We start from the raw sequence: 17,320 nt of genomic DNA on the forward strand, positions 1-17,320 counted from the left end.
CCATGGACGGAACCATCCTGATTGCCGATGACGATCGCAGCATTCGCACCGTGCTCACCCAGGCGCTGACACGGGCCGGCTGTCGGGTCCATGCGACGGGCAGCCTTCAGCAGCTTCTGAAATGGGTGGAGGAGGGGCGCGGCGATCTGGTCGTGACCGATGTGATGATGCCCGACGGCAACGGCATCGACACCATCCCCGCCATTCGCCGCAGCCGCCCCGAACTGCCGGTGATCGTGATCTCGGCGCAGAACACCATCGTGACCGCGATCCGCGCGACCGAGGCCGAGGCCTTCGATTACCTGCCCAAACCCTTCGATCTGCCGGAGCTTCTGGCGCGCGCGCGCGAGGCACTGTCGCGGCGGCCCCGGATCTCCGAGCTGACCGGGCAGGGCGCGAACGCGCCTGCCGCACCCGATCTGAGCGACACAACCCTGCCGCTGATCGGGCACGCCCCCGCCATGCAGGCGCTGTTCCGGCTGGTGGCGAAGCTGCTCAACGCCGATCTGCCGGTGATGGTCGCGGGCCAGGCGGGGGTGGGCAAGACCACGATCGGCCGCGCCCTGCACGAGTTTTCGGAACGCAGCGCCGGTCTGCTGGTGGTGGTGACGCCGGCCGATGGCAGTTCCGAGACGCTGTCTCGCGCAATGCGCGGCGCGCAGGGCGGCACGCTGATGGTGGAGAACCCGGCCGGTTTCGATGCGGCGGCGCAGACGCGGCTGCTGGCGCTTTTGGAACAGGCGGATGGTGCGATCTCGGCGCCGCGGCTGGTGTCAACCGCCGGGCCCGATCCGCAGGGCGAGGTGGATGAGGGGCGGCTGCGGGCGGATCTCTATTACCGGCTGGCGGGCGCGATGATCTCCGTCCCGCCGCTGGCTGCGCGGCGCGACGACATTCCCGCGCTGGCGCAGCATCTGATGGGCCGGGCGGCCGCCCTGGGACTGGCGGAGCGGGCCTTGCCGGAGGACGTTCTGTCAGATCTGCGCGGGCTCGATTATCCCGGCAATGTGCGCCAGCTCGAGAACCTGGTCCGGCGACTTGCGCTGACCGGGTCCGGCCCCGTCACGCGCGAGGAGCTCCGCGATCTGGCCGGCGGGGCCGCGACACCAGTCCCCACCCCTGCAGGCGCGCCCTCCGCCGGCCCGCGCGGCACGGCCACCGGCCAGCTTTCGGGATCGGTGGCCGATCATCTGCAACGCTATTTCGACCTGCACGGCGATGCGCTGCCGCCGCCGGGCCTCTATGACCGGATCCTGCGCGAGATCGAGGTGCCCTTGCTGGAGATCGCGCTCGACGCGACCGGCGGGAACCAGCTTCGCTGCGCGGCACTTCTGGGCATCAACCGCAATACGCTGCGCAAGAAGCTGAGCGATCTGAATATTCAGGTGACACGCCGCCGCAGAGTGATGTAAAACGGTCACAGCGCGGCGAATTTGCGTCGCGTTCGTGCAACAAGACGCCGCCCCAAGCGGCGCGGTAGCGAGCAGAACGAGGCCATGGCAGCAACCGGCCTGACATCAATTCGCGCCCATCGGTTTGCGGACCGGCTGGCGCGCCTGGCCGCGCGGCGCCGCTCGCGGACGGTGGTGACGCTGGCGGTTGTCGTGACCGCGCCGGTGCTGGCCGTGCTGACCGTGATCGTGCTGATGCTGGTCGGGGTGGCCGGCGGGTCGCGCTGGCTGAGCCTCGTGCTGCTGCTGGATTTCATCTATCTGCTTCTGCTGATCGGGCTGGTGCTGATCCGGCTGGCCCAGATCGTGGCCGGGCGGCGTCATGCCCGCGCCGGCTCGCGCCTGCATTCGCGGCTGGTGGGGATTTTCGCGCTGATTGCGCTCGTGCCGACGGTGCTGGTGGCGCTGTTCGCGGGCGTGGTTATCAATATCGGGCTGGAGGGCTGGTTTTCCGACCGGGTGCGCGAGGTGGTGACCAACGCGCAATCCGCCGCCATCGCCTATCAGACCGAACATCGCGACGATCTGACCGAGGACGCGACGAACATCGCCGCCGTGCTGCGCCGCGCCGCCGCGGCCAACGCGCTGATCGAGGATGGCGACCTGCGGCTGATCCTGACCGACCAGCAATCCGGCACGCAGCGTGGACTGCGCGAGGCCTATATCATCGACGCCTCGGGCGCGATCCACGCGCGGGGCGAGCGGTCCTATGATTTCTGGTATGTGGAGCCGACGCGCAGCCAGTTTGACCAGGCCCGTGCCGATGGCGTCGTGCTGGTCGAGGACTGGGACCAGAATGCGTTCCGTGCGCTCGTGGCCCTGCCGCCGCTGGCCGACCGGTTTCTGTATGTGGCGCGCGACGTCGATGGGCGCCTGCTGGGTCTGCTGGACGAAACCCGAGAGACGATCGGCGAATACCGCCAGTTGGAGCAGGATCGGGGCCGGGTGCTGCTGGAATTCTCGCTGGTCTATCTGGGCTTTGCGCTGCTGCTGATTGCCGCGGCGATGTGGATGGCGCTGTGGTTCGCGGAACGTCTGTCGCGGCCCATCGGCCGGCTGGCCGAGGCGTCGGAACGGGTCGGGCAGGGCGATCTGGACCTGCAGATCCCCGAGGCCGATACCGGCGACGAGATCCAGACGCTCGGCGAAAGCTTCAACCGCATGACGCGCCAGCTCAAGGCGCAGCGAGAGGAGCTGGTCGAAAGCCATCGCGACAGCGAGGAGCAGCGGCGGCTGTTCGATTCGGTTCTGACCAGCGTTACGGCCGGGGTCATCGGTCTGGACGAGGATGGCGATGTCGATTTCATGAACCGCTCGGCCATGCGCATGGTTGGCGTCGATCCGGCGCGCGACCATGACCGCCCGCTGGCCGAGGTGGTGCCGGAATTCGCCCCGCTGCTGGACCGGCTGACCGGCGCGGTGACGGAAACCGTGCAGGACGAGATCCGGCTGGTGCGGGAAGGGCGGATGGACAGCCTGCTGGTGCGGGTGGCCATGCGCCACGGCACGGATGGCGGGCTGGAAGGTTACGTGGTGGCCTTCGACGATGTGACCGACCTGGTCAGCGCGCAGCGCATGGCGGCATGGGGCGACGTGGCCCGCCGCGTGGCCCATGAGATCAAGAACCCGCTGACCCCGATCCAGCTTTCGGCCGAGCGGATGCGGCGCAAATTCGCCAAGATCGCGCCGGAGGGAGCGGATCGCGAGGCGGTTGACAGCTATGTCGATGTCATCATTCGCCAGACCAATGATCTGCGCCGGATCATCGACGAGTTCTCGCGCTTCGCCCGGATGCCCGAACCCGACCGGCGCGAGACTGACGTGGCCAAGCTTCTGCGCGACACGGTGCTGTTGCAGCGCGACGCGGTGAAGGCCGAGCTGGTCACCGACATTCCGGACCAGGCACTGCGCATCGACTGCGACGCCACGATGATCGCGCAGGTCTTTACCAACCTCATCAAGAACGCGGCCGAGGCCATCGACGCGCTGCGCGACGATCCGCCCGAAGGCTGGCATCCGCAGATCCGAATCGAGATGGAGGCATGCCCCGATTCGGTCCGCATCGCCATCACCGATAACGGGCCGGGCCTGCCGGAGGACCGGTCGCGCCTGTTTGAACCCTATGTGACGCTGAAACCCGGCGGCACCGGGCTTGGTTTGCCCATCGTCAAGAAGATCATCGAGGAACATGGCGGCAGCCTGAATCTGACCGACGCACCCGAGCGTGGTGCGCTGGCAGAGATCCGGCTGCCACGCGAACGAAACCCCGTGCGGATCGCACGCAAGAACAAAGAGCAGGAGGACATATGAGCGACATTCTGATCGTGGACGACGAGAAGGATATCCGCGAACTGATCGCCGATATTCTGCAGGACGAAGGCTTCGAGACCCGCACCGCGGCCAATTCCGACGAGGCGATCGGCGAACTCAACGCAGCCGAACCGGCGCTGATGATCCTCGACATCTGGCTCAAGGACAGCCGCATGGACGGGATCGACATCCTCAAGCAGGTCAAGCGCAACAACCCCGACGTGCCGGTCATCATCATCTCCGGCCACGGCAATATCGAGATCGCCGTCGCCGCGATCCGGCAGGGCGCCTATGATTTCATCGAGAAGCCGTTCAATATCGACCAGCTTCTGGTGGTCATCAACAGGGCGATGGAGACCAACCGGCTGCGGCGCGAGAATTCGCAGCTCAAGCGCGGCGATCAGCGATCGGCCGAGATGCTGGGCCAGTCGGCCGCGTTCAAGCGGATGCGCGATCAGCTCGACAAGCTGGCGAAGTCGAACGGCCGGGTCATGCTGACCGGCCAGCCCGGCGCCGGCAAGGAGATGGCGGCCCGCTACATGCATGCGCACAGCCCCCGCGCGCACGCCCCCTTTGTCGTGGTTCCCTGCGCCACCATCGAACCGGAGCGGATGGAAGAAGTGCTGTTCGGTCGCGAATCGCCGGAGCGCGGGATCGAGCCGGGGCTGCTGGAACAGGCGCATGGCGGGGTGATCTATTTCGACGAGGTGGCCGACATGCCCGTCGGCACGCAGCCCAAGATCCTGCGCGTGCTGACCGAACAGCAATTCGCCCGCGCCGGCGGGGCCGACAAGGTGCGCGTCGATCTGCGGGTGATTTCCTCGACCAATCGCGACCTGCCGACCGAGATCGCCGCGGGCCGGTTCCGTCAGGAACTCTATGACCGGCTGAACGTGGTGCCGCTGGCGGTTCCGTCACTGGCCGACCGGCGCGAGGATATTCCGCTGCTGGCCGCGCATTTCATGCAGCAGATGCATGACGAACAGGGGCTGGCCCTGCGCCCGCTGTCGGATGACAGCAGCAATGCGCTCCAGGCGATGGACTGGCCGGGCAATATCCGCCAGCTCCGCAACGTGATCGAGCGGGTGCTGATCCTCGCTGAAGACAGTGGCCCGATCCGGTCGCGCGAGTTGCAGGGTCAGGGCGCGGAGGGCGAGGGGGCGGATACGCTGACGCTGGGACCACGCATCACCGCCCTGCCTCTGCGCGAGGCGCGGGAGATGTTCGAGCGCGAATATCTCGTCAACCAGATCAACCGCTTCGGCGGCAATATCAGCCGCACGGCGCAATTCGTCGGCATGGAGCGCAGCGCGCTGCACCGCAAGCTGAAATCGCTGGGCGTGGTCGGCGGCCGCGCGATGGAGGAGGAGGACGCCTGAGCGCGGACTGACCTAGCCGCGCCCGAGCATCCGGCTGAGCAGATTGCCGCGGCGTGCGGGCCGCGGCGGCTCCTGCGGTGCGCGCGCCGTCACCATGCGCGACAGCGGCGGCCAGACGATGCCATGCTGCGGCAGGTTGTCGTCATGGATGGTAATATCCACGAAGCCCGCCGCCGTCAGCTCGTCCAGCATACGCTTTCGGCTGAACATGGGCAGCTCCAGCGTCAGGCCGGGCCCGCCATGGAATTTCGGTGACTCGTCGGTTTTGCGCCGACCATCCGCGAACACCAGATCGACGACGGTTCTGCCGTCATCCAGGGTGCGCGGCGTGTAATCGGTCAGGCCGGGATAATGCTCGGACCCCTCGCGATTGACGAAGGGGACGCTGAACACCATGGTCCCGCCGGGTTTCAGCACCTTCAGCGTGCCGTCAAAGGCGCTCTGCGTGTCGCCGATGACATGCTCGAACACTTCGGAATTGATGAGCACATCCGCGATGCCGCAGAAATCCGGCTCGGGATCGCGGATGTCCAGCTTCGGCGGCTTGTGGTAGAAGGTGTTGGTATAGTTGAAATATTCCCCGAACGGCTTGGCATAGACCATGCCGTCCGACAGGCCGATCACGCGCGCCGATTTTCGGGGCTGCTGGCTGAACAGCGGTTTGTCCTCGCCATAGATGGCCTGGCAGACATGGCGGACAATCGACCCCGATCGCCCGGAGGCACCGCAATTCGGGCATATCTTCCGCTCGCGGGTCGATATGCCGTCGGGATAGCTGTAATCGGTTGCACAGATCGGGCAAGTCGCCGCGATAACGTCACCCGCCGCCGGGGCAGTTCTGGTCTCTGCTGGCGCGGCGGGTTCGGTCATCGTCATCGCCCTTGTGCTCAGGTGGCGCGCTGCAAGTGCTGGAGCAGCGTGGTGTTGGCATAGCCGTCCGGTTCCACCCCGATGCGACGCTGGAACGCCTTGATCCCGGCAATGGTGTTCTCGCCGATCGCCCCGTCCGGCTCGCCGACATTATAGCCGAGACGGTTCAGCAGGCGCTGCACCTCCTCTTTCTGATTGTGGGTCAGAGAGCCCGCCTCGCGCGGGAAGCTGCCGACGATGCCGGGTCCGCCGCTGATCCGGTTGGCCAGCATGGCCACGCCGAGCGAGTAGTTGTCGGACGCGTTATAGGCGCGCAGCGCCATGAAGTTGCGGGTGACCAGAAAGGCCGGCCCCGACCGGCCCGCCGGCGCGATGATCCCGCCCGAGGGCAGGGATTGCCCGCTGACCGAACGCACGCCCTGCGCCGACCAGGCACTGCCGGATTTCACATTGCTGCGCCCGGTCTGGCCATAGTTGAATCCCTGCGGCAGCCGCACCTCGACGACCGCGGGCAGGCCCGGCACCCAGCCCGAGCGGTTCAGATAGGCCGCAGTCGAGGCCAGCGAATCGGTCGGATCATCCGACCAGATGTCGCGCCGTCCGTCGCCGGTGAAATCTACCGCATATTCCAGGTAAGAGGTCGGCATGAACTGGGTGTGGCCCATGGCGCCGGCCCAGCTTCCCAGCATCCCGGCCGGATCCACATCGCCGGCCTGAATGATCTTGAGTGCGGCGATGAGCTGGCGCGAGAACATCTCTCCGCGCCGCCCGTCATAGGCCAGTGTGGCGAGTGACGGGATGATCTGCATCTTGCCGCGATTGCCGCCGAAATTCGATTCCATCCCCCAAATCGCCATGACGATATTGCGGTCGACGCCGTAACGCCCCTCGATGCTGGCCAGCGTGCCGCCATAGGTGCGGGCCAGGCCGCGCCCCTTGGTGGTGCGGCTGTCCGAGGCGGCGCTGTCCAGATATTCCCAGACCGGGCGGTTGAACTCGGCCTGGCGGCGGTCCAGCCGGATCACCTCCGGGTTGTAGCGCGCGATGCGCATCGCGTTGTCATAGGTGCCGGCGCTGATGCCTGATGCAAGCGCGCGCGAGCGGAAGCCCTGGATCCAGTTCTGAAGCCCGGCCTCAGAGGCCGGCGAGGCTTGCGGGATCGGCTCCGGCGTCACCGAGGAGCCGGTGGAAACGGAGCCGACCGGCGCCGTCGCGCAGGCGCTCAGAATGGCGATGGCGGCGGCCGAAATGGTCAGTCTGGTGATGGTTCTGCTCATGAAATTCCCTGCCCGTTAGAGGTGATTTGCCACGACGATAGCGCAGCTTTGGGACAAGGAAAACCGGCCGGTGCAGCGGATCGACCCAGAACGGTCAATCCTTGTCGCGCCCTACGCTGTGCCGTCGTCAAAAACCGGCTCCATCTGGGCGACGATCACGGCGTTCTCGTCCAGGGCGCGCTGCATTAGTTTCCGGTCCTCCGCGCCGATCTCGTGGCCTTCGGCTTCGCGCTCGGCCAGCGTGCCGTAGCCGGTCACGTCGAGCGGCGACATCTCCGCCTGTTTCAGGATGGCGACCGTCTCGCGCACGGCCTCGCCCTCATCGGCGCCGGAGGCATAGCACAGCAGTGCCGCCCCGCTCGCCCCTTTCGGCAGCCCGTCCTCCTTGCTGCGTCCGACCTGCACCAGCAGCGTATAGACTTGTTCGGCCATGCCGGTCCCCTTACCACTTGTCCCGACAGGGGAGTGCTTGATGAGCCGGAGTTTGGCAAGGGTGGAGGCGGCGCTGCGCGCGGCGGGTCTGGCCGCGCAGATCCGAGAGATGGGCGACACGCGCACCGCCGCGGATGCGGCGGCCGCGGTGGGCTGCGCGGTGGACCAGATCGCGAAGTCGATCATCTTCCGGGGTGTGGAGAGCGGCGGCGCGCTGCTGTTCCTGACCGCCGGGGGCAATCGCGTCGATGCCGCGCGCGCCGCCGATCTGGCGGGGCAGGACTTGGGCAAGGCCGATGCGGCGCTGATCCGGGCCGAGACCGGCTTCGCGATTGGCGGGGTGGCGCCGGTCGGGCATCTGCGCCCGGTTCGGGCCTTCATGGACCCGCGGCTGATGACGTTCGACCAGGTCTGGGCCGCGGCCGGCACGCCGCGCCATGTCTTTGCCATTGCGCCGGGTGATCTGCTGCGCATCAGCGGCGCTCAGCTTGCGGATTTCACCGGCTGATGGAGTGGCGGGGCGAGGGCACGGTGATCGGGCGGCGCGCGCATGGAGAGCACGCAGTGCTGCTGGATGTGCTCAGCGCGGAGGCAGGTCGCATCGCGGGGATCGTCCCCGGCGGGGCGGGGCGCCGGAAAGCCGCCATGCTCCAGCCCGGCCACCAGGTGGACGCGGTCTGGCGCGCGCGGCTGGAGGACCAGCTTGGCACGTTCAGCATCGAACCCGGACGGGCGCGGCCGGGATTGCTGGCCGATGCCGCCGCGCTTGACGGGATGAACGCCACCGCGGCGCTGCTGCGCTTTGCGCTGCCCGAGCGCGATCCCCATCCGAAACTGGCCGAGGCGTCGGAACGGCTGTGGGATCTGATGGACGCCGGCGCGGACTGGGCCGAGGATTACGTGCGGTGGGAAATGCTTCTGCTGGACGAGATGGGGTTCGGCCTCGACCTGCGCCGCTGTGCGGTGACCGGCGCGACGGAGGGGCTGTGCTATGTCAGCCCGTCATCGGGCCGCGCGGTGACGGCCGCGGCCGCCGGCGACTATGCCCCGCGCCTTCTGCGCCTGCCGCAAATGCTGGGCGGTCCGCAGAGCAATGACGACCTGGCGCATGCGCTGCTTCTGACCGGCCATTTCCTGCATCACTGGCTGGCCGAAGCGCATGTGTCCCGCCCGCTGCCCGCCGCGCGGCAACGGCTGGCGGCGCGGCTTACTCGGCGGTGAAGCGCAGGATGTGATCGGGGCCGCTCAGCGTCAGGACGTCGCGGGTCCGGCGTGCCGTCTCGACCTGACCCAAGGCCGCGAGAAACGCCGCCTCTCCGCCGTCCTGAACGCAGAGGCGACGTGTCGATGCGATGGCGGTCAGGTCGATCTGCGGCCATTGCGACAGGTTCTGCGCGTGAAAACGGTTGCAGGGGCCGTGCCCGGACAGGGTCGCCCCGTCGATCTGCAAGTTCGCGGTGCCTGCGATCGGTGCGCCGTCGATCCCGGCCAGGCGATAGCTGCCGTCAAGCGGCGGCGCTGCCACCGGCGCGCAGCCGGCGATGAACGTCACAGCCGCCAGCTTTGCCAGATCAGAACACCTCATCGCCACGCGCCTCCCGCCGCGCGAAGCTCAGCGTGGCATCCGGGCCGGTCATCCGCAGGCCGTCGCCATCACGCGCGATGCTGGTGAGCCGGGGCAGGAGGGCCAGATATTCTGCCTCGGCCCGGCGGCGCTGCGGATCGGCGCAGGCCATCTCGGTCACGTCCAGCCCGCTCGCCGTGAATGACGGGGCCGCGCCGCCGCGCTGACCGGAATAGGCGTTGCAGGGCAGCACGCCGCTCAGCCGGTCCCCATCGAGCCTGAGGGACACGTCATAGGGATAGGCCAGCCCGTTCACCGAGATCAGCTTCCAGTCGATCCCGTCGATGCGGTCCGCCTCCGCCACGTCGCGGGCCGCACAGGCGCCGAGCGCCAGCATGGCGGCAAGGGCGGTCAGACGGATCATCGGCGGCTTTGGGCTCATCCGTCCTGCATAGGGCAGACGCATCGCGCCTGCATCCCAAAATCCCGTGAGCCCGCAGCGTCGCCTCCAGATGACAGGCAAAGGAAAACCCCCGCCGACACGCGCCAGCGGGGGTCTTGAACCTCTCTCGGTCCGCTCGTCTTACAGAGCGCCTTCGCGCTGTGCCTTTTTACGGGCCAGCTTGCGGGCGCGGCGCACGGCCTCGGCCTTTTCACGGGCCTTCTTGACGGACGGTTTCTCGAAATGCTGCCGAAGCTTCATCTCGCGGAACACGCCTTCGCGCTGAAGTTTCTTCTTCAGGGCGCGCATCGCCTGTTCGACGTTGTTGTCGCGAACGTTCACCTGCATGTGGTTGTCACCACCTTCCTAGGTTAGAGTTGATAGAGATTGCAGGAAGCGCTCATATAGGGCGATTTTTCCGTTATGTCCAGTACAGAGGTGAGGATGACCGATACCCGTGACAGGCTGGCCGAGGCCGCCATCAGCCATGTTCCGTTCGATGGCATGAACGCCGCCGCGCTGCGGGCGGGGGCAAAGGATCTGGGCTTGTCAGAGGATGTGGCCAAGGCCTTCTTCCCCGCCGGCGGCGCCGATCTGGCCGCCTGGATCCACCGCAAGGGCGATCGGGAGTTGGCGGAGTGGATGAGCGGACAGGAAACGGGGCAGGGCGGCATCAGCGCCCGGATCGCCGCCGCCATCGCCCGGCGGCTGGAACTCGCCGATGTGGAGCTGGTGCGCGCGGCATCCGCCATTCTGGCATTGCCCGCCAACCAGCCGCTCGCCGCGCGCTTGGTCTGGGAGACGGCGGACACGATCTGGACCGGGCTGAATGACAGTTCGCGTGATGTGAACTGGTATTCCAAACGCGCCACGCTGGCCGCGGTCTATTCGGCCAGCGTGCTTTACTGGCTGGGCGACAGCTCCGCGGGCCATGCCGACACGCGCGGCTTCATCGACCGGCGGATCGAGGGGGTGATGCAGTTCGAGAAGCTGAAGGCGCGGGCTCGCAAGCTGCCCGGCGTCACCATGCTGACCGATCTGGCGACCGGCTGGATCCGGGCCCCGAAATCGACCGAGGAAGGATCGCGGCCATGACCCTGCCTGACGCCATGCGCGCCGTCGAGATTACCGAACCCGGCGCGGCCGATGTGCTGGCAGAGACCAGCCGGCCGGTGCCCATGCCCAACCACGACCAGATCGTCATTCGGCTGGCCTATGCCGGGGTGAACCGGCCCGATGTGGCGCAGCGTCAGGGCAATTACGCCCCGCCGCCCGGCGCCTCGGACCTGCCGGGGCTGGAAGGCGCCGGAGAGGTCGTCGCCGTCGGCAGCGGCGTCACCGCCTGGGCGCCCGGTGACCGGGTCTGCGCTTTGCTGCCGGGTGGTGGCTATGCGGAATATGTCGCCTGCCATCAGGGCCATGCGCTGCCAGTGCCGGAGGGCATGTCGCTGCAAGAGGCAGCCGCCCTGCCGGAGACCGCCTTCACCGTCTGGTCGAACGTGGTCATGCGCGGCGGATTGAAGGCAGGGGAGCGGTTTCTCGTGCATGGCGGCTCGTCCGGGATCGGCACCATGGCCATCCAGGTGGCCACAGCGCTTGGCGCACGGGTCTGGGCCACCGCCGGATCTGCCGAGAAATGCGCTGCCTGCGAAACGCTCGGCGCGGTCGCGATCAACTACCGCGATGCGGATTTCGTCAGCGTCCTGCGTGACGCGGGGGGGGCGAACCTGATCCTCGACATGGTGGGCGGCGATTATATCGCGCGGAACCTGAAATCGCTGGATATGGACGGACGGCTCGTCCAGATCGCCTTCTTGCAGGGTCCGAAGGCGGAGATCAATTTCGCCCATCTGATGATGCGGCGGCTGACCATCACCGGCTCGACGCTGCGCCCGCAATCGGATGCCGCCAAGACCCGGATTGCCGAGGAGCTGCGCGCGCATCTGTGGCCGCTGATCGCGGCCGGGAAGATCCGCATCCTGATCGACAGCGAATTCGATCTGCGCGACGCGGCGGCGGCGCATCGCCGCATGGAAAGCAGCGATCACATCGGCAAGATCGTGTTGAAGGTCGCGGGCGGCTGACCTTTCCGAACCGGGGAAACCACCGGGCGGTCGTCGTCGTTCTCCCTGCATTCCGTAATCCGATTGCAATGGAGGCTCCCATGCCGAACGACAACGCCCCCGCCCAGCCTTTCCGCAGCGGCGCGCTCAGCGATCCGCGCCTGCCGCGCCCGGATTTCCCGGCGCAGGAGCAGCCCTTTCCGGGTCTCGCAGCGAAAATGGACCCGCTGCCCGATCATGGCGAGGTGAGTTATCGCGGCACCGGCCGGCTGACCGGCAAGCGCGCGCTCATCACCGGCGGCGATAGCGGCATCGGTGCCGCCGCGGCCATCGCCTATGCCCGCGAGGGTGCGGATGTGGCGATCAACTATCTGCCCGATGAACAGGACGACGCCGACAGCGTCGTTGCCGCCATCGAGGCCGAGGGCCGCAAGGCCATCGCCATTCCAGGCGACATCACGGATGAGGATTTCTGCAAATCGCTGATTGAACAGGCGGTCTCCGGGCTCGGCGGCCTCGATGTGCTGGTCAACAATGCCGGGCGTCAGCAATTCTGCCACAATCTCGAGGATCTGACGACCGAGTCCTTCGACGCCACGATGAAGACGAACATCTACGCGCCGTTCTGGATTACCCGCGCTGCGCTTCCGCATCTGGACAGCGGCGCCTCGGTCATCATCACCTCGTCGGTGCAGGCCTTCTCGCCCTCCGATATCCTGTTCGACTACGCCCAGACCAAGGCCGCGAACGTCGCATTCGCGCAGTCGCTGGCCAAGCAGCTTGCGCCGCGCGGCATCCGGGTGAACGCGGTCTGCCCCGGCCCCTACTGGACGGCGCTACAGATCTCGGGCGGTCAGCCGACCGAGAAGGCCGCGATCCACGGCAAGTCGCAGCCGCTCGGCCGGCCCGGCCAGCCGGTGGAGATCGCCCCGATCTACGTGCTGCTGGCCTCGGACGAGGCGAGCTATATCACCGGGGAGTATTTCGGCTCGGTCGGCGGCGGCGGGCTGTAAGGGTCAGCGCACCTTTTCCATGAGGACGGAGGCGCGGCTGCAATCCCTTCGCACATCGGGGGCGCAGTCGCGCGGTTTCAGATCGCGGGTCAGGCAGATCCGCACCTCCTGGAGATCCTCGCTGCGACAGGTGACGGTGATCGCGTCGGCCGTCAGATCGGGGTTGTATTCGATGAACGCCTCCTCGATCAGTTCGGGCGGGATAGAGATGTCGCGGTCGAGATCGACGAAATACTCGGGCAGTGTCACCGATGCGAAGGCCGCGCGCGACAGATCGTAATACCCGGCCGCGGACAGCCCGCTGCAACGCCCGTGCTTCTGCCACTGATACCAGGCGAGCCCACCCGATCCCATGATGTCGGACATGGCCTGGGTCTCGCGCCGGGATGGATCGCGCTCGTCGCTGCGGCAATCCTGCGGCCAGCCGGATTCGTATTGCGGCCACAGCCCGTGCAGCACGAAATCGACCTTGCGGCCGGCATCGCACTGGCTGGCCCCGCGCCGGTCGCCGGTGGTGCTGCACCAGCTTGGCGACCAGCTGAGCGCCATCACGTAATAGTCGAAATCGCCGGCGCGGTCGGATTGGGCCGTTGTGGGTGCGGCCCAGCATGTCCAGACGGCAAGCGCCGCGCATAATCCCTGTTTCACCGCCGCCTCCCCGCGCTGTCCGCGCCACCGATAGCGCAGTCCACCCGGTTTTGCACGGGGTCGGATCAGATTCCGGCTTTCCCTTTCTGGCGCGAGCGTCTATACAGCCGCCGAATTCCCCCCCGAAAACGCTGAAAGGCTTCGCCCAAACGCCGTTTTCCCGGCCGGGAGAGATATGCGCAAGGAGTGATCCGATGAACAAACCGCTCATGGCCAAAGCCACCGCCGTCTGGCTGATCGACAACACGACGCTGAGCTTCAAGCAGATCGCGGATTTTTGCGGGCTGCACGAACTGGAAGTGCAGGGCATCGCGGATGGCGATGTGGCCGCGGGCGTGAAGGGCTTCGATCCCATTGCCTCGCACCAGCTCGACCAGTCGGAGATCGACACGGCCGAGAAGGATCCGGCCTACAAGCTGAAGCTGAAGCACAACCCCGCCGCCGAGGGCGAGGAGAAGCGTCGTGGTCCGCGCTATACGCCGCTGTCGAAGCGTCAGGACCGTCCTGCGGCGATCCTGTGGCTGGTCAAGTTCCACCCGGAACTGGCGGACGCCCAGATCGCCAAGCTGGTCGGCACCACCAAGCCGACCATTCAGGCGATCCGCGAACGGACGCATTGGAACATCCAGAACATCCAGCCCATCGATCCGGTCGCCCTTGGTCTCGCCAAGCAGACCGAGCTGGATGCCGCCGTGCAGAAGGCCGCCAAGAAGCGCGAAGCCGAGGGCGGGGTGATGTCCGATGACGAGCGCCGCAAGCTGGTCTCCACCGAGACCTCGCTGTCGATGGAGGACGAACCGCGCCTGCCGACCGCGATTGCCGGGCTGGAGAACTTCACGCTGACCAAGGACGAGGAGCCGGAGGAGAAGGAGCGTGAATATGACGCCGAGACGTTCTTCAACCTGCCCGACTCCAAGGATGACGCCGAGGACGAGGACAACTGATCCCCCCGCGTCCGATCCGATGAAAAAGGCCCCGCCATGCGCGGGGCCTTTCCGTTTGAGAAGTGCTGCTTCGATCAGCCGCCGTTGAGCAATTCGTCGGGGATCTCGTAACGTTCGTCACCGATATTGATGACCGTCAGCGCGCCGCGCCGTTCCGATGTCATGCCCTCACGCGGTGCGGGTGCGCCGTCTGCGAATCGCAATTCGCGCTGCCCGCCCTCGGGCCAGTCAATCGTGACGGTCACAGCGCCATCCGCCCCGCGCGAGGCCGTGAAGGCGCAGTTTTGCGTCGGCGCCCCCATCGCGACAGAGCAGGGCAGTTCGCCCTGCATCTCCGCCGGCGCCTCCGCCTGGGCGGGTTTGGGCGCGGGCTTGTCGGCGCGGATGGCGGGGCTTGCAGGCGGGGCGTCGCCGGCCTCGACCCGCGCGGGCGACGCCGCTGGCGGCTGCGCTGATACGGCGGGGCTTGCGGGGGGCGGGTCGGCCTCGACCGGCTCTGTCGGCGCGCGCAGATAGCTGTTGGCGGCCCAGCCCGAGACCGGCGTGCCCGATGTCGTCTCGACCTCGCACCAGCTCGTCTCCCCCACCGGCTTGCAGCCACGATTGCGCAGGCTGGTGCCGTTTTCGACGCGGGCCAGCACTTCGGCGGCTTGGGTCGGCTCCGAGCGGATGTTCAGGCCCGCCCCGGCCCCGGCGACCTGCCAGAGATCCGGGCCTTCCGCCGTGACCGTCGCATCCGCTCCGGCATCGGGCGCGTCGCCGTCCACGCTGACCGACAGCGTGTAGTTCGCCACGCCGTCCGCGTTGCCACCTTCCTGCGACTGAAAGGTGCGGATCAGATAGGTGCCGTCGGAGGGCATCTCCAGCGAGGCGTCCAGCCCGGCGCTGCTGCCGCTGTGCAGCGGCTCGTCCTCGCCCGGCACGCTGCCCGGCCCGTAGATGTTGAAATAGCCGGACGGGTTGTCGGTGACCATCTTCACGATCAGGGTCTGGCCCTGACGCGCGGTCAGGGTGAAATCCGCCACGTCCTGCCCGGAGATGCTGCCTTCGAGCTGGGTGCCTGTGGTGCCCACCGGAAACACGACGGGGTTGGATGCGGTCTGGGCGAGGATCGGGCCGGACAATGCGAGTGTGAGCGCCGTCGCGCCTGCAAGCCTGTGAAACATGATCTACCTCTGCTGGTCGTTGATCCTGGGCTGCGATGCCGCGGCCGGGGCGATGATGGCGGCTCGCCCGCCCGCAGGACGGGGCGCGCTGCCTGTCCTTTCAGAACGGTGCCCGGCCGCGATCGTTCCGTCAGATCGACAGGCAGATATATTTCATTTCCAGGTAATCCTCGATCCCGTGGCGGCTGCCCTCGCGGCCCAGACCGGACTGCTTGACCCCGCCAAAGGGCGCGACTTCGGTCGAGATGATGCCGGTGTTCACCCCCACGATGCCGTATTCCAGCCCTTCCTGAACGCGGGTGATGCGGCCGATGTCGCGGGCGTAGAAATAGCTGGCCAGGCCGAAGATGGTGTTGTTGGCCTTCTCGATCGCCTCCTCCTCGCTGTCGAAGCGGAACAGCGGCGCCAGCGGACCGAAGGTCTCCTCGGTGGCCACCTTCATGTCGTCGGTCACGCCGGTCACCACCGTGGGCTCGAAGAACAGACCGTCCTTGCGCTTGCCCCCGGTCACCACCTTGCCGCCGCCGCTGACGACATCCTCGATATGTTCCTCGACCTTCTCGACCGCGTCATCGTTGATGAGCGGGCCGGTGGTCACGCCCTCCTCCAGCCCGTCACCCACGCGCAGCTTCTCGACCGCGGCGGCGAGCTTGTCGGCGAAGGCGTCATAGACGCCGGACTGGACATAGATGCGGTTGGCGCAAACGCAGGTCTGGCCGTTATTGCGGAATTTCGAGGCCATTGCCCCCTCCACCGCAGCATCCAGATCGGCATCGTCGAAGACGATGAAGGGGGCGTTGCCGCCCAACTCCATCGAGCATTTCAGCACCTGCTCCGCGGCCTGGCCCAGCAGGATGCGACCCACCTGGGTCGATCCGGTGAAGGTCAGCTTGCGGATCAGCGGGTTCTCGCAGAACTCCTTGCCGATCTCGCTGCTCGAGGTGGATGTGACCACCGCGAACAGCCCTTTCGGCAGACCCGCGCGTTCCGCCAGAACCGCCAATGCCAGTGCCGAAAGCGGGGTCTCAGCGGCAGGGCGCCCCACGAAACCGCAGCCGGCCGCGATGGCGGGGCCGCATTTGCGGGTGATCATGGCGTTAGGGAAATTCCACGGCGTGATCGAACCGACCACCCCGATCGGCTGGCGGATCACCGTCAGCCGCTTGTCGGGCTGGTGGCCGGGAATGGTTTCGCCGTAGATGCGCTTGGCCTCCTCTGCGAACCATTCGATGAAGCTGGCGCCATAGGCGATCTCGCCCTTCGCCTCGGCCAGAGGCTTGCCCATTTCGGCGGTCAGGATGCGGGCCAGATCGTCCTGGTTCTCCATCATCAGGTCGAACCATTTGCGCATGATCTGCGCGCGCTCCTTTGCGGTGCGCGCGGCCCAGCCCTTCATCGCCTCGGCCGACGCATCGATGGCGCGGGCGACCTCGACGCGGGACAAATCGGCGACATGCGCGATCACGTCGCCGCGGGCCGGATTGACGACCTCGAACGTCTTGCCGTCATCGGCCTCGATCCATTCGCCGGCGACGAAGGCGCGGGTTTCCAGAAGCGACGGATCGCTGAGCATCGTTTTCAGATCGGTGGACTGCATGTTCATGGGCTGGGCTCCCTTGCCGATTTCGGCGGCAGGCTGGCGCGTTTGCCGGGGCGTGGCAAGGGGTGTTTCTGGTCGTTTCGGAATGTGGGCGGCGCAAGCGCGCCTGCAAAGCTGGTGATGTGCGTCTGCAACACAACGAAGCGCAACGGGGTGCCGGA

18 protein-coding genes are annotated in these 17,320 nt (G+C 67.0%); 9 read left to right on the top strand and 9 right to left on the bottom strand.

The features are described 5' to 3' along the window. Positions 1-2: 2 nt before the first annotated feature. From BLT73_RS12755 to ntrX, 3 genes are all read left to right on the top strand, one after another. Positions 3-1,412: a response regulator gene (locus BLT73_RS12755; RefSeq protein WP_090524350.1), complete on the top strand. Its 1,410-nt coding sequence runs from the start codon at positions 3-5 to the stop codon at positions 1,410-1,412. A gap of 84 nt (positions 1,413-1,496) precedes the next feature. Next, positions 1,497-3,761, top strand: coding sequence for a sensor histidine kinase NtrY-like (locus BLT73_RS12760; RefSeq protein WP_090524352.1), 2,265 nt, complete (start codon positions 1,497-1,499; stop codon positions 3,759-3,761). Then, entirely contained in the window at positions 3,758-5,140 is a 1,383-nt protein-coding gene (ntrX, locus tag BLT73_RS12765) for a nitrogen assimilation response regulator NtrX (protein ID WP_090524354.1), read from the top strand. Before BLT73_RS12760 ends, ntrX begins: the two co-directional genes overlap by 4 nt. Positions 5,141-5,152: 12 nt before the next feature. Here the strand turns inward: ntrX and BLT73_RS12770 are convergent, their stop codons facing one another. The 3 genes from BLT73_RS12770 to BLT73_RS12780 form a co-directional block, all read right to left on the bottom strand. Further along, the gene (locus tag BLT73_RS12770; protein WP_090524356.1) at positions 5,153-6,010 is read right to left on the bottom strand and encodes a class I SAM-dependent methyltransferase; all 858 of its coding nucleotides are present in this window, start codon (positions 6,008-6,010) and stop codon (positions 5,153-5,155) included. 17 nt (positions 6,011-6,027) lie between these two features. Further along, positions 6,028-7,287, bottom strand: a complete 1,260-nt coding sequence (locus tag BLT73_RS12775) for a lytic murein transglycosylase (RefSeq protein ID WP_090524358.1) — start codon at positions 7,285-7,287, stop codon at positions 6,028-6,030. Between the two features lie 111 nt (positions 7,288-7,398). Then, the gene (locus BLT73_RS12780) at positions 7,399-7,719 is read right to left on the bottom strand and encodes a hypothetical protein (protein WP_090524360.1); all 321 of its coding nucleotides are present in this window, start codon (positions 7,717-7,719) and stop codon (positions 7,399-7,401) included. 40 nt (positions 7,720-7,759) lie between these two features. On the opposite strand from BLT73_RS12780, the gene BLT73_RS12785 reads away from it, so the two are divergent. Both BLT73_RS12785 and recO read left to right on the top strand, forming a co-directional pair. Continuing rightward, positions 7,760-8,227 carry a YbaK/EbsC family protein gene (locus BLT73_RS12785; RefSeq protein ID WP_090524362.1) on the top strand — a complete coding sequence of 156 codons (468 nt, stop codon included), beginning with the start codon at positions 7,760-7,762 and terminating at the stop codon, positions 8,225-8,227. Further along, positions 8,227-8,940, top strand: a complete 714-nt coding sequence (gene recO, locus BLT73_RS12790) for a DNA repair protein RecO (protein ID WP_090524364.1) — start codon at positions 8,227-8,229, stop codon at positions 8,938-8,940. Before BLT73_RS12785 ends, recO begins: the two co-directional genes overlap by 1 nt. Here the strand turns inward: recO and BLT73_RS12795 are convergent. The 3 genes from BLT73_RS12795 to rpsU form a co-directional block, all read right to left on the bottom strand. Continuing rightward, complete coding sequence (locus BLT73_RS12795; protein ID WP_090524366.1) at positions 8,927-9,304, bottom strand: META domain-containing protein; 378 nt, start codon at positions 9,302-9,304, stop codon at positions 8,927-8,929. The two genes, recO and BLT73_RS12795, sit on opposite strands and share 14 nt — an antisense overlap. Continuing rightward, the gene (locus tag BLT73_RS12800) at positions 9,291-9,725 is read right to left on the bottom strand and encodes an META domain-containing protein (protein ID WP_176805084.1); all 435 of its coding nucleotides are present in this window, start codon (positions 9,723-9,725) and stop codon (positions 9,291-9,293) included. Before BLT73_RS12800 ends, BLT73_RS12795 begins: the two co-directional genes overlap by 14 nt. A 141-nt stretch (positions 9,726-9,866) precedes the next feature. After that, positions 9,867-10,073, bottom strand: a complete 207-nt coding sequence (rpsU, locus tag BLT73_RS12805) for a 30S ribosomal protein S21 (RefSeq protein WP_090524370.1) — start codon at positions 10,071-10,073, stop codon at positions 9,867-9,869. A 96-nt stretch (positions 10,074-10,169) separates the two neighbouring features. Here rpsU and BLT73_RS12810 point away from each other — a divergent pair, with 96 nt between their 5' ends. From BLT73_RS12810 to BLT73_RS12820, 3 genes are all read left to right on the top strand, one after another. Then, positions 10,170-10,820 carry a COQ9 family protein gene (locus BLT73_RS12810; protein ID WP_176805086.1) on the top strand — a complete coding sequence of 217 codons (651 nt, stop codon included), beginning with the start codon at positions 10,170-10,172 and terminating at the stop codon, positions 10,818-10,820. Next, positions 10,817-11,809, top strand: coding sequence for an NAD(P)H-quinone oxidoreductase (locus tag BLT73_RS12815; protein ID WP_090524374.1), 993 nt, complete (start codon positions 10,817-10,819; stop codon positions 11,807-11,809). The genes BLT73_RS12810 and BLT73_RS12815 overlap by 4 nt, the downstream gene beginning before the upstream one ends. Positions 11,810-11,889: 80 nt before the next feature. Continuing rightward, positions 11,890-12,801 (top strand): SDR family oxidoreductase, encoded by a 912-nt coding sequence (locus tag BLT73_RS12820; RefSeq protein ID WP_090524376.1) that lies wholly within the window; start codon positions 11,890-11,892, stop codon positions 12,799-12,801. 3 nt (positions 12,802-12,804) lie between these two features. Here the strand turns inward: BLT73_RS12820 and BLT73_RS12825 are convergent, their stop codons facing one another. Then, positions 12,805-13,449 carry a ribonuclease T2 family protein gene (locus BLT73_RS12825; RefSeq protein WP_245727329.1) on the bottom strand — a complete coding sequence of 215 codons (645 nt, stop codon included), beginning with the start codon at positions 13,447-13,449 and terminating at the stop codon, positions 12,805-12,807. Positions 13,450-13,643: 194 nt separating this feature from the next. Between BLT73_RS12825 and BLT73_RS12830 the strand changes: the two genes are divergently transcribed. Beyond that, entirely contained in the window at positions 13,644-14,393 is a 750-nt protein-coding gene (locus BLT73_RS12830; protein ID WP_090524380.1) for a DUF1013 domain-containing protein, read from the top strand. Positions 14,394-14,467: 74 nt separating this feature from the next. Here the strand turns inward: BLT73_RS12830 and BLT73_RS12835 are convergent, their stop codons facing one another. Next, positions 14,468-15,559 (bottom strand): SH3 domain-containing protein, encoded by a 1,092-nt coding sequence (locus tag BLT73_RS12835; RefSeq protein WP_090524383.1) that lies wholly within the window; start codon positions 15,557-15,559, stop codon positions 14,468-14,470. 130 nt (positions 15,560-15,689) lie between these two features. Next, positions 15,690-17,162, bottom strand: a complete 1,473-nt coding sequence (locus BLT73_RS12840; RefSeq protein ID WP_090524385.1) for an NAD-dependent succinate-semialdehyde dehydrogenase — start codon at positions 17,160-17,162, stop codon at positions 15,690-15,692. Between the last annotated feature and the right edge of the window lie 158 nt (positions 17,163-17,320).

Origin of the sequence: Paracoccus isoporae, from assembly GCF_900101865.1 — a bacterium.
Lineage (GTDB): Bacteria > Pseudomonadota > Alphaproteobacteria > Rhodobacterales > Rhodobacteraceae > Paracoccus > Paracoccus isoporae.

Excerpts from the sequence above, each read along its gene's own strand:
- BLT73_RS12810 (WP_176805086.1), top strand. The coding sequence starts at position 10,170 with ATGACCGATACCCGTGACAGGCTGGCCGAGGCCGCCATCAGCCATGTT.
- BLT73_RS12840 (WP_090524385.1), bottom strand. The coding sequence starts at position 17,162 with ATGAACATGCAGTCCACCGATCTGAAAACGATGCTCAGCGATCCGTCG.
- BLT73_RS12770 (WP_090524356.1), bottom strand. The coding sequence starts at position 6,010 with ATGACCGAACCCGCCGCGCCAGCAGAGACCAGAACTGCCCCGGCGGCG.
- BLT73_RS12780 (WP_090524360.1), bottom strand. The coding sequence starts at position 7,719 with ATGGCCGAACAAGTCTATACGCTGCTGGTGCAGGTCGGACGCAGCAAG.
- BLT73_RS12820 (WP_090524376.1), top strand. The coding sequence starts at position 11,890 with ATGCCGAACGACAACGCCCCCGCCCAGCCTTTCCGCAGCGGCGCGCTC.
- BLT73_RS12775 (WP_090524358.1), bottom strand. The coding sequence starts at position 7,287 with ATGAGCAGAACCATCACCAGACTGACCATTTCGGCCGCCGCCATCGCC.
- BLT73_RS12800 (WP_176805084.1), bottom strand. The coding sequence starts at position 9,725 with ATGAGCCCAAAGCCGCCGATGATCCGTCTGACCGCCCTTGCCGCCATG.
- BLT73_RS12815 (WP_090524374.1), top strand. The coding sequence starts at position 10,817 with ATGACCCTGCCTGACGCCATGCGCGCCGTCGAGATTACCGAACCCGGC.
- BLT73_RS12830 (WP_090524380.1), top strand. The coding sequence starts at position 13,644 with ATGAACAAACCGCTCATGGCCAAAGCCACCGCCGTCTGGCTGATCGAC.
- BLT73_RS12795 (WP_090524366.1), bottom strand. The coding sequence starts at position 9,304 with ATGAGGTGTTCTGATCTGGCAAAGCTGGCGGCTGTGACGTTCATCGCC.
- BLT73_RS12785 (WP_090524362.1), top strand. The coding sequence starts at position 7,760 with ATGAGCCGGAGTTTGGCAAGGGTGGAGGCGGCGCTGCGCGCGGCGGGT.
- BLT73_RS12760 (WP_090524352.1), top strand. The coding sequence starts at position 1,497 with ATGGCAGCAACCGGCCTGACATCAATTCGCGCCCATCGGTTTGCGGAC.
- ntrX (WP_090524354.1), top strand. The coding sequence starts at position 3,758 with ATGAGCGACATTCTGATCGTGGACGACGAGAAGGATATCCGCGAACTG.
- rpsU (WP_090524370.1), bottom strand. The coding sequence starts at position 10,073 with ATGCAGGTGAACGTTCGCGACAACAACGTCGAACAGGCGATGCGCGCC.
- recO (WP_090524364.1), top strand. The coding sequence starts at position 8,227 with ATGGAGTGGCGGGGCGAGGGCACGGTGATCGGGCGGCGCGCGCATGGA.
- BLT73_RS12755 (WP_090524350.1), top strand. The coding sequence starts at position 3 with ATGGACGGAACCATCCTGATTGCCGATGACGATCGCAGCATTCGCACC.
- BLT73_RS12835 (WP_090524383.1), bottom strand. The coding sequence starts at position 15,559 with ATGTTTCACAGGCTTGCAGGCGCGACGGCGCTCACACTCGCATTGTCC.